The following is a 9,548-nucleotide window of genomic DNA, read 5'->3' as shown; positions in this document are numbered from 1 at the left end:
ATATCGGAAGAAACCCGGTTTCTGAGATTCGCTGCGTGGCGAGAAACCGGGTTTCTACGACAATTTAGGTTAAGTACCAGAGATATCGGAAGAAACCCGGTTTCTGAGATTCGCTGCGTGGCGAGAAACCGGGTTTCTGCGACAATTTTCGGTTAAGTACCAGAGATATCGGAAGAAACCCGGTTTCTGAGATTCGCTGCGTGGCGAGAAACCGGGTTTCTACGACAATTTAGGTTAAGTACAAGAAATCTCGGAAGAAACCCGGTTTCTGGGATTGTGCGACATTTTTTATAATGGAATCCAATCCAACTTATCGATCCATTCTTCAGCCTCAGAAGTCTCCCAAACCATCACAATTTCCTCAGCCCATCTTCCTAAACTTGCACTCGGACGCACCCAAAAAAGTCCCCACATTTGTCCTCCTCCTGCCGCCCTGTAGTCTGCCAAATGTCCCGGAATACTTTTGCGATTATCCGTCACCAATAGTCGCTGCGACGATACCAAATACGTGAGAATATCTGGATCTAAAGTTCCCAATGGTGGTGCACCTGAATCACCCACCCGCAAAATATCTATTTCCGGTTGCAGGAGTAAAACAGCAGTCTTAAGTTTACTAGGCAAATTTTCATCTATTAAAAAACGAGTTTTCACTGAATTTTTAGTAACTCCTGTTCTCGTTGTGCTTTGATTGCTCTCATACGTTTTACTACATCAGAAGGTTCTTTAGCCAACCATTCCTGATAACGTTCTTCCCGCCACCGGGCCAAGCGCAACATATAAGCATCCATCTGTCTGCGATTGTGCAGATAGTACGTCAGACTAGCGTAAATTTTCTCAAAGTTCAGACTCGGTAACTCTTCCAGAATTTGCTCTGGCGAATATCCGCTCAAGTAATATTTAATCACATCATCGATGCCAATCCGATGTCCTTTGATGCGGATATCATCGGGGTCGAGAAATTCAAAATAATCTTCTAGCTGCATCTGTTTATATCCCAACTCTTAAATTAATTATACCTCACTCATCTTTGAGTGCGACCTTTTTGTGGCGAGAAACCCGGTTTCTGCGACTAATTATCGTAGGGGCGGGTTCACTAACCATCCCTAATGAGTACCGACAATTTATATAAACCCGCCCCCACCCAGCGACGGATTCGCGATCGCATTTCTGTCGCTGAGTGGCGAGAAACCGGGTTTCTGCGACAATTTGGGTTGAGTACCAGAAATAAGGCAAGAAACCCGGTTTCACCAGATTAGCCTACATCCAAAAAGTCCCTTGCCAATTATCTCCCCGTCAGCGTATCCGCATAAGGATCTGGCAAAGCTTGCTGCACCTCGAAAACCGACAAAGAATCACCAGTCAACGGTTCGCTAATCAACTTTTTTTTTAGCCCGTCCCCGCGCCTGTCCCGTTCTTGCAACTTCAGCAATTCCTCTTGATACACAGCAACAATTCGCCCCAAACTCACCACCAAATCATCCCAATTCTCATCTCCCACCAACTTCTCAGAAATTCCCTCAAATAACTCTCCCGCCTGCCTTTTTTGAACATAAGCCTTCAAAAGCTTTCCCGACTTTTGCAAAACCGCCTGATAAATGTCCCCATCCGACCACCACAGCCCCTGTTGACTCAGCAGCCAAGTTAAAATATACTCGCGAGCGTGTTGCTCCTTCACCCAGGCCGCAAGATACTGCAAATCTTCCATAATTACAACAGTCTCCTAAATTTTCCTTAAAATGTGCGCTTGTTTGTATCTATCGTTACTGCGATCGGCATAATACCTGCCTTATCATCACCTGCCCTTGTCTTTAATATCCCTTAAATCTTAAAAAAACCCTACTGATTTACCAAACAGCAATTCTTACAATATAAAAATAAACCTAAACCTCCTCGGTCTATTGTCCAATACTTTAGTCCACCGGAAAGCGGTACACCCCGCCTCGCTTTCCTCTATCTCAAATCAAACCTCAAGCGCAACTAGCGGTTATTAGCATGACAAAGCAAAATTTTGGTTTAATCGGTCTAGCCGTAATGGGCGAAAACCTAGCCCTCAACGTCGAAAGCAGAGGCTTCTCCGTGGCTGTGTACAACCGCACAACAGCTAAAACCGACGAATTCATGGCCAAACGCGCCCCCGGCAAAAACATTGTCGCCGCCAAGACTCTGACAGAATTTGTCGATATCCTAGAAACCCCGCGCCGCATCTTAGTCATGGTGCAAGCTGGCAAACCCGTAGATGCAGTCATCGACCAGCTCAAACCCATGCTGTCACCGGGCGACATGATTATTGACGGCGGCAACTCGCTCTACGACGACACCGAACGCCGCACCAAAGATTTAGAATCGATGGGACTGGGGTTTGTTGGCATGGGCATCAGCGGCGGCGAAGAAGGCGCGCTCAACGGTGCTAGCCTCATGCCCGGTGGCACCCACGCTGCTTATGGCATCCTAGAGCCAATTCTCGTCAAAATTGCGGCTCAAGTAGATGACGGCCCCTGCGTCACATTCATCGGCCCTGGTGGCGCTGGTCACTACGTGAAGATGGTTCACAACGGCATTGAGTACGGGGATATGCAATTAATTGCTGAAGCCTACGATTTGCTGAAAAACGTGGCGGGACTCAGCGGCCAGGAGTTGCAGGAAGTTTTTGCCGAATGGAATACCACGGACGAGCTCAACTCGTTTTTGATTGAAATTACCGCTAACATTTTCAAGTACATTGACCCGGAAACTAAGCAACCCTTAGTTGAGGTAATTATGGACGCAGCGGGTCAAAAAGGCACCGGCCGCTGGACTGTAATGAGTGCTTTGGAATTGGGCGTGAGCATTCCCACAATTATCGCTGCGGTGAATGCCAGAATCATGTCTTCTTACAAAGCAGAGCGCGTCAATGCTTCCCACCAACTGACAGGGCCTAGCACCAAGTACGAAGGCGATCCTAAAGAGTTTGTCAACAAAGTTCGGGATGCGCTTTACTGCTCGAAGATTTGTTCCTACGCGCAAGGTATGGCGCTGTTGAGCGCGGCCTCGAAGTCCTACAATTATGACTTGAGTTTGAGCGAAATTTCCCGAATTTGGAAAGGCGGCTGTATCATTCGCGCTCGGTTTTTGGACAAGATTAAAACAGCTTTCAAGGACGATCCCGCCCTGCCGAATTTGCTGTTAGCGCCGGAGTTCAAACAGAGCATTCTCGATCGCCAAACAGCTTGGCGCGAGGTTTTGTCTACGGCTAGCCTGCTGGGGATTGCTGTACCGGCCTTCAGCGCGTCGCTGGACTACTTCGACAGCTATCGGCGCGAAAGATTGCCGCAAAACCTCACGCAAGCTCAGCGCGATTATTTTGGGGCTCACACTTACGAGCGCACCGACAAACCACGCGGTGAATTCTTCCACTCTGAGTGGACGCAGGCTGCTCAAGAGTCGCTGCAAACCGGTAATACCGACTAATTGGATGTAGGGTGCGTTTCGGCGCACCTTACTAATTAATTTGGGGTTGCAAATTGTTTTGACGTTTGTTTTCGAGATAGCTTTTAATATATTCGTCGTTAAAGAGCGATCTGGCGATCGTCAGTGCTTCTTGTCTTTCTTCGTCTGTCATGTAATCATCGCCTTTTATACCTGATGGCGGGTGTCGAGGATCGCCGCCTGCATCGAGGAATCGCTGACGTGCGATCGCCATTAATTCTCCTAATCTCCGGTCTTGTTCTCTTCTGATATCATGCGGTTTCGTCATAGTCTTCAACCTCGTCTATACGAACAATCTCGCCATTTTGTAGTATAGCAGCTCTTGGTAAAACTCGACTAGGGGTTTCGATGTACCAAAAGCCCTTTTCTTCATCATATATTCTCCATCTCAACAAGTCGAGAGTTTCTAGGGCATTGATAATTAAGTATTGAACTCCTGATGATGGCATAGGTCGATGTGTAGTTGAGCCTGTTGCCTATTGTATCACCCATTGCTGACAGAATTTTCAGTTATCATTGATTGTATCCCTCCACCTATTACCTATTTTCATAAATTCATGGTTTGCGTACATTATAGCCTTTCTCGTTTTAGTGAGGTACAAATCTTACCTAAAAAGCTTGACTATGTAAGGGTTGCAGCATACCTCGGCATACCTCATCTTTCTGAGAAACGCTATATCAGTAATTAAAATCACAATGCGCTTGTGATATTTGTAGACAACTATACTGAGGATATCTGGTACTATAATAAATAGTCCTTTAAAAAAAAGTAATTTTATGTGGCCTTTTATAGTAGGAGCCGCTGCCGTTGTCGGTGCTATTGCGAAATCGGTATTTGATACATTGAAAGAAGAAGAGGAAAATAAACGTCGAGAAGAAGAGGAAAACAAACGTTTATTAGACAGTGGTATTCTGGAAGTGGATGAAATGACAGGAAAAGAGTTTGAAAAATTTCTAGATGTCCATTTTAGAAACTTTGGTTATGGTGTTACTTTAACTCAAGATAGTCAAGATTATGGGGCTGATTTAATTTTATACAAAGATGGATCAAAAACTGTGGTTCAAGCGAAAAGAAGCAAAAATCCAGTTGGTATTAAAGCTGTTCAAGAAGTAGCAGGAGCCGTCAGACATTACAAAGGAAATAAAGGCAGAGTCATCACCAACAACAGATTTACAGAAAACGCTTACAACCTGGCTGAATCTAACGACATAGAGTTATGGGATAGAAAAAAACTAATCGAATTCATCCTGACATCTAAACATTGTAACTAATTTATATACCAGGATATGCAATGGCTACATCGGTTGTTTGTATGCCAGCTCATAGGGTGCGTCAGGCGAAACGATCGGTAAAGTGAGAAAACATTCAGCCCGCTGGGCACCCTACAATAACTAAAAGTTAGTCAACTGTGAAAAACAGATACTGCGATTGCTTCGTTCCTCGCAATGACACAAAAAAGCGCTAACCGAAGCATATTGACATATAGAAGTTCTGCATCGCGAACTAATTGCCTGAAATCCCAACAATTCAACTAGCACTCGCTCCCCACGTATCAACTGTTTGCTGTAAACCTTCTTGGTAGCTAACATAGCGCGGACTCCACCCAAACTGCTGGCGGAATGAATCGCTATTGACAGTAGTAGTAAGCTTTAACAAATCGACTTGTTGAGGGGTGACAACTAACACCAGTGCTAGCGGTGTCAGCCACATGGGGATGCGCGCGGGGCGTTTTCTGCCTAGGGTGAAGGCGAATCGATCGATAAAATCAGCAAAAGACACCGGCACACCATCGACAACATTAAAAATTGCACCCTTCGGTTCCTGTTCAACTACCAATACCAACGCCGCCGCCGCATCCTCAAAGTGCAGCCAGTTTCCCAAATTGCTCTCTGGCCCGGCAAAATAGGGACGACCCAGTTTAAAGGATTTAATATACAATTTGAGGTCTTCCGATTCAGGCCCGTACAGGTATCCCAGCCGCAATACACAATTGGGAACCTGACTGTTTGTTACCTGGTTTTCGGTGGCGATCGCCATTTTGAAAATTGCGTCATCACCAGGTACACTCAGCGGTGTGCTTTCCGTCGCATCTCTCGTGTTGCCGTACAGAAAAGTGTAGCTGGTGTGAATTAGCAACTTAATATCCGTGTCTTTTACCGCTGTCAGCAGTGCACCAGTTGTTGTAGAAAGCGTTTTATCAAATCCTTTCCAATCTTGTCCGTCGCTGAGCAGGGTATTTGCCTTTTGCGGGGTGAGGTTAACAACCACATCTGCATTTGCCGCCAGAATCGCATCCCTAAGTTCCACAGCATTGGAATGGTCAGTTTCTACCGCGATTCCACCGTGGGAATGCACCGCTGCTGCGCCATCTTTTTCCTCTGTCAATCCCGTTACTTTGTGTCCCTGCGCTACAAACCGCCGGACGGTTACTTGTCCGAGTTCAGAATCGGCGCTGGTAATGACTATGCTCAGCTTTGTGTCTGCCATCTGTTTTGATAACCTGTCTTCTCTGCTTCTACATACTTACTGGTTTGCCCCCTCAGCAGCGACTATCTATTGGTAGAAAAAGTAGTTATTCTAGAGATCAGTTACCAAAATTTTCTCTACAGCTTGCTCGATCGCCCGCCCAATCATGCTAGAAATTTCCAACACAGTCTTTATTCCCGATCGCGAAATCGAGATTAGCGCCATTCGCTCCCAAGGTGCGGGCGGGCAAAATGTCAATAAGGTAGCAACGGCTATTCACCTGCGCTTTGACATCGGCGCTTCCTCATTGCCCGATCGCTACAAACAGCGTTTATTGCAAATCAGTGACCAACGCATCACCTCCGAAGGCGTGATTGTGATTAAGTCTCAGGAGCACCGCAGCCAGGAACAAAACCGGGAGGAGGCTTTGAGACGGCTGCAAGAGTTGATTAAAAATGCGATCGTCATCCCGAAAAGGCGCAAACCGAGCAAAGCGACTCGTAGTTCCCAGCGCAAGCGTCTCGACAGCAAAACCAAGCGGGGGCAGATTAAGGCTCTGAGAGGGAAAATTACGGATTGATCGTTGAAAGGTCGATCGACCTTTTGGACTTTTTAGTTATCACTCAGGATTTGGTGGCCCTAAATCGTTGGGTAAATCGTTAAGCGTTTTTCCGAGAGCTTTGCAAAGGGCTTTCATTTGAGCAATTGTCAGTTCGGGTTCGTCTAATCCTCGCTCCCAGTTACTGATTGCTTGTTGACTTAGGGTTTTTGCGCCCGTTTTGTCGGGAATTTGTTTTGCTAAGGCCGATTGCGATAAACCAACAGCCTCCCGCAAGATTTGCAGTGCTGGTATATCTTTGGACTCTTGAGTTTGTTTATTTCTGGGCATATCACGGAAAATTTACAAGCAAACTTGTTGACAGACCAGAAAGTTACAAGTATGATTGTGTAAGTATAGACAACAGAAAGGCGGCTCATTTAGCCGGACGGTGGAAACGCTTTGGTTTATAGCGAGCTGCCTTATTTGTAGTTTCTATTAATTGTGCACCTGCATACCCTTAGTATTTTCGGGGCTTGAGTGCATACCTCAAGCTCCTTTCCCTCAACGCGCCCGGAGGTGATGCGATGTAAAAGGTCGATCGACCTACAGCACAACCCAACTCAAAATTGTATCAAAGAACCCGACCAAAAATTCCACTTTGCGATCGCCCAACTTCCGTGCTATCGTTCCCTTTCTCCACCCATTCCCGATCGTGACCACATCTACCGAAAATTTCTACCTAGGCGATATCGCCTCCAACTTTCACTTTGCAGGCCCGCTGCTAGACTTTGAAGAAGAAATCCAGAATCAATCTCCCTTTCACGATTTAGACTACCTCACAGGCGAAATAAAAAGAGGATTCCTCGACTACGTGCGGCAAGGAATCATGCTGGACGCGATCCGAAAACTGCGATTGTATAAAGACAAGTTCAAAACTTTCAAAAGTTACTGCGAACAAGCATTAGGCAGACAGTATTTTTACTGCACCCAAATTATCAAATCTGCTGCCATTTGCCTGCGCTTAATTAAAGCCGGATTTGAGATTTTGCCAAGCTGCGTTGCTCAAGTTGTCCCCTTGTTCAAACACGCAGTAACCGACCAATACGGCGACTGCGCTTTACAGGAAAAGTGGCAAGAAGTTGTGGATGTCATACCAAAAGAAAGGATTACCGCAGTAACTATAGCCGAAACTGTTGACAATAATCCCAACCTCCGGCTTAAACAAATTCGGATCAAAACCGACACCTACGCCCTTTTAACAAAAAAAGCAGCGGCTGCGGGAATGTCAATTTCGGAATTTCTGGGGAGGCTGGTTGACGAATACAACCCCAAAAATTTGGAGCAGCCGGCGGAACATACTCCCGAACAAGAGGAGATTTTAGACCAACTGGACGCGGAGTTTAAGAAGCCCGCAGCGGAACAGTCTTCAATTTCTGCTCAAGGTAAAGTTAAATCTAAAGGTTTTGGAGTGAAAATTGAGCCTAAAGGTGGTACAAGGGAAGTGAAGGCGAAAAGTTCGGAAGGTAAAGTAAAAGCGAAAAGCTCAGAAAGTGAAATTAAGCTGAAAAATAAGCAAACTGAAATCCCAGCCGAGAAACTATCCAATTTATTTAAGGAAAAAAATCATGAAGTCATCTGCCCAAAATCCAATCATGCGTCAACTGAAACTCATGGAGGCTCAATTGAGCGAGATTCATTGCCAACTGATTAAAGCCACTGTTTTGAATTGGTGGCAAATCGTTTTGCCGGATGGACAGAAGATTGCGATCGAGCACGCGGGCAGCGGACACTGGATTTTTCGGGCTAATGGGCTTGAGAAAGCTCATCCTGAAGTGCGGCTAGCGGTGTTAAGGGCGATCGCTGAAGGCTGTCGCCGATAGGTTACGATTAAGGACACGGCGTGGTGTCGTGTCCCTACTGGGCGATCGGATTTGGTATTTGGGGATGTTGGGGCGATACCTTCGGTCTGCTTCGCTTACGACATTAGCTAAGCAGACGGGAATCCCCACACTATAATCGCTTCGACAAGCGTGTGGGATGAAAGACGCGGTGAGACTCCTGATTCCACCCGTCAACCAATTCAAAACTATGTTTTGAGCGGTGGGCGGGTGGATGACGAGACGAACAAATTATTTTAGACGAACAAATTATTTTATTCGACTTTTTTCAATACACCTTTTTAACCATTTCTGTAGCCAGTTGAGATTGGGTAATAAAAGTTAATACTTAATAATAGAAGTCTCTCTGAGTGTGCAAATAAAATATTTATTTACGTACTTGACATAAAGTAACGCATTCAACTATATTAATACTAATTGATAAGTCGCGACTGAAATTACACATTCACCGCTTAATGAAAACTTCTTACCAGTATCGATTACGTCCAACAAAGTTGCAAGCCACTGAGATTGACAGATGGTTGTCAATGTTATGTGCACAGTACAATTATTTGTTGGCAGATCGATTTAACTGGTACGAAGAAAACCGTTCGCCTGTTAATGCGTGTCCGCTAATTTGCTATTTACCTGAACTGCGAGATAATCCCGATTATTATAGTCAAAAAAAGACGTTACCTCAACTCAAAAAAACTCATCCTTGGTATGCCGATATTTATTCTCAAGTCCTTCAAGATGTAGTCAAGCGAGTTAAGGTAACGTTCGATCGTTTTTTAAAAGGTGATACAAATGGAAAGCGTAGTGGTAGACCAAGATTTAAACAACGCAGTCGTTACCGCACGTTCACCTATCCTCAAATTAAAGACGGCTGCTTACAAAATAACTTAATTAACTTGCGGATGTTCGGAAAAGTTAAGGTTATTTTGCACCGTTCAATACCTGATGGATTCAAAATCAAAACCGTCTCTATTACCAAAAAAGCTGACGGTTACTATGTCACTCTCAGTTTAGAAGATTCAACAGTCCCGGATATTAAACCAGACTTCAATCCTCAAAAGATTGTGGGAATTGATGTTGGGCTGAAGGATTTTTTAACAACATCAGAAAATGAGACTGTAGCAATTCCTCAACATTACCGCAAAGCTCAAAAGCGCCTGCGAACTATTCAAAAGCGAGTCTC

At 45.2% G+C, this 9,548-nt stretch carries 12 protein-coding genes; 6 read left to right on the top strand and 6 right to left on the bottom strand.

The genetic code is table 11. The features are described 5' to 3' along the window. Positions 1-288: 288 nt before the first annotated feature. From QUB66_RS28655 to QUB66_RS28645, 3 genes are all read right to left on the bottom strand, one after another. The gene (locus QUB66_RS28655; protein ID WP_332970640.1) at positions 289-651 is read right to left on the bottom strand and encodes a DUF5615 family PIN-like protein; all 363 of its coding nucleotides are present in this window, start codon (positions 649-651) and stop codon (positions 289-291) included. Continuing rightward, positions 648-983 (bottom strand): DUF433 domain-containing protein, encoded by a 336-nt coding sequence (locus QUB66_RS28650; RefSeq protein ID WP_332970639.1) that lies wholly within the window; start codon positions 981-983, stop codon positions 648-650. The genes QUB66_RS28655 and QUB66_RS28650 overlap by 4 nt, the downstream gene beginning before the upstream one ends. A 299-nt stretch (positions 984-1,282) precedes the next feature. Continuing rightward, positions 1,283-1,705 carry a hypothetical protein gene (locus QUB66_RS28645; RefSeq protein WP_332970638.1) on the bottom strand — a complete coding sequence of 141 codons (423 nt, stop codon included), beginning with the start codon at positions 1,703-1,705 and terminating at the stop codon, positions 1,283-1,285. Positions 1,706-1,992: 287 nt separating this feature from the next. Here QUB66_RS28645 and gnd point away from each other — a divergent pair, with 287 nt between their 5' ends. Next, positions 1,993-3,447 (top strand): decarboxylating NADP(+)-dependent phosphogluconate dehydrogenase, encoded by a 1,455-nt coding sequence (gnd, locus tag QUB66_RS28640; protein ID WP_265237048.1) that lies wholly within the window; start codon positions 1,993-1,995, stop codon positions 3,445-3,447. Positions 3,448-3,478: 31 nt separating this feature from the next. On the opposite strand, the gene QUB66_RS28635 is transcribed toward gnd, so the two are convergent. Beyond that, positions 3,479-3,733 carry a hypothetical protein gene (locus tag QUB66_RS28635; RefSeq protein ID WP_265237050.1) on the bottom strand — a complete coding sequence of 85 codons (255 nt, stop codon included), beginning with the start codon at positions 3,731-3,733 and terminating at the stop codon, positions 3,479-3,481. 509 nt (positions 3,734-4,242) lie between these two features. Between QUB66_RS28635 and QUB66_RS28630 the strand changes: the two genes are divergently transcribed. Then, complete coding sequence (locus QUB66_RS28630) at positions 4,243-4,737, top strand: restriction endonuclease (protein WP_265237052.1); 495 nt, start codon at positions 4,243-4,245, stop codon at positions 4,735-4,737. 256 nt (positions 4,738-4,993) lie between these two features. Here QUB66_RS28630 and QUB66_RS28625 read toward each other — a convergent pair whose 3' ends face one another. Then, positions 4,994-5,953, bottom strand: a complete 960-nt coding sequence (locus tag QUB66_RS28625; RefSeq protein WP_332970637.1) for an NAD-dependent epimerase/dehydratase family protein — start codon at positions 5,951-5,953, stop codon at positions 4,994-4,996. Positions 5,954-6,098: 145 nt separating this feature from the next. Between QUB66_RS28625 and arfB the strand changes: the two genes are divergently transcribed. Then, positions 6,099-6,512, top strand: a complete 414-nt coding sequence (gene arfB, locus QUB66_RS28620; protein WP_265237056.1) for an alternative ribosome rescue aminoacyl-tRNA hydrolase ArfB — start codon at positions 6,099-6,101, stop codon at positions 6,510-6,512. Between the two features lie 39 nt (positions 6,513-6,551). Here arfB and QUB66_RS28615 read toward each other — a convergent pair whose 3' ends face one another. Then, positions 6,552-6,821 (bottom strand): helix-turn-helix transcriptional regulator, encoded by a 270-nt coding sequence (locus QUB66_RS28615; RefSeq protein ID WP_265237057.1) that lies wholly within the window; start codon positions 6,819-6,821, stop codon positions 6,552-6,554. 364 nt (positions 6,822-7,185) lie between these two features. Here QUB66_RS28615 and QUB66_RS28610 point away from each other — a divergent pair, with 364 nt between their 5' ends. The 3 genes from QUB66_RS28610 to QUB66_RS28600 all read left to right on the top strand — a co-directional run. Further along, positions 7,186-8,184, top strand: a complete 999-nt coding sequence (locus QUB66_RS28610; RefSeq protein WP_265237058.1) for a hypothetical protein — start codon at positions 7,186-7,188, stop codon at positions 8,182-8,184. Next, a complete protein-coding gene (locus QUB66_RS28605) occupies positions 8,156-8,353 on the top strand; it encodes a hypothetical protein (RefSeq protein WP_332970636.1) in 198 nt (65 codons plus the stop codon). Before QUB66_RS28610 ends, QUB66_RS28605 begins: the two co-directional genes overlap by 29 nt. 473 nt (positions 8,354-8,826) lie before the next feature. Beyond that, on the top strand, positions 8,827-9,548 hold a 722-nt coding region (locus QUB66_RS28600; RefSeq protein ID WP_332970635.1), incomplete at its 3' end, for an RNA-guided endonuclease InsQ/TnpB family protein.

Origin of the sequence: Microcoleus sp. A2-C3, assembly GCF_036706065.1 — a bacterium.
Lineage (GTDB): Bacteria > Cyanobacteriota > Cyanobacteriia > Cyanobacteriales > Microcoleaceae > Microcoleus.
This window is presented reverse-complemented; position numbering and strand designations above follow the sequence as displayed.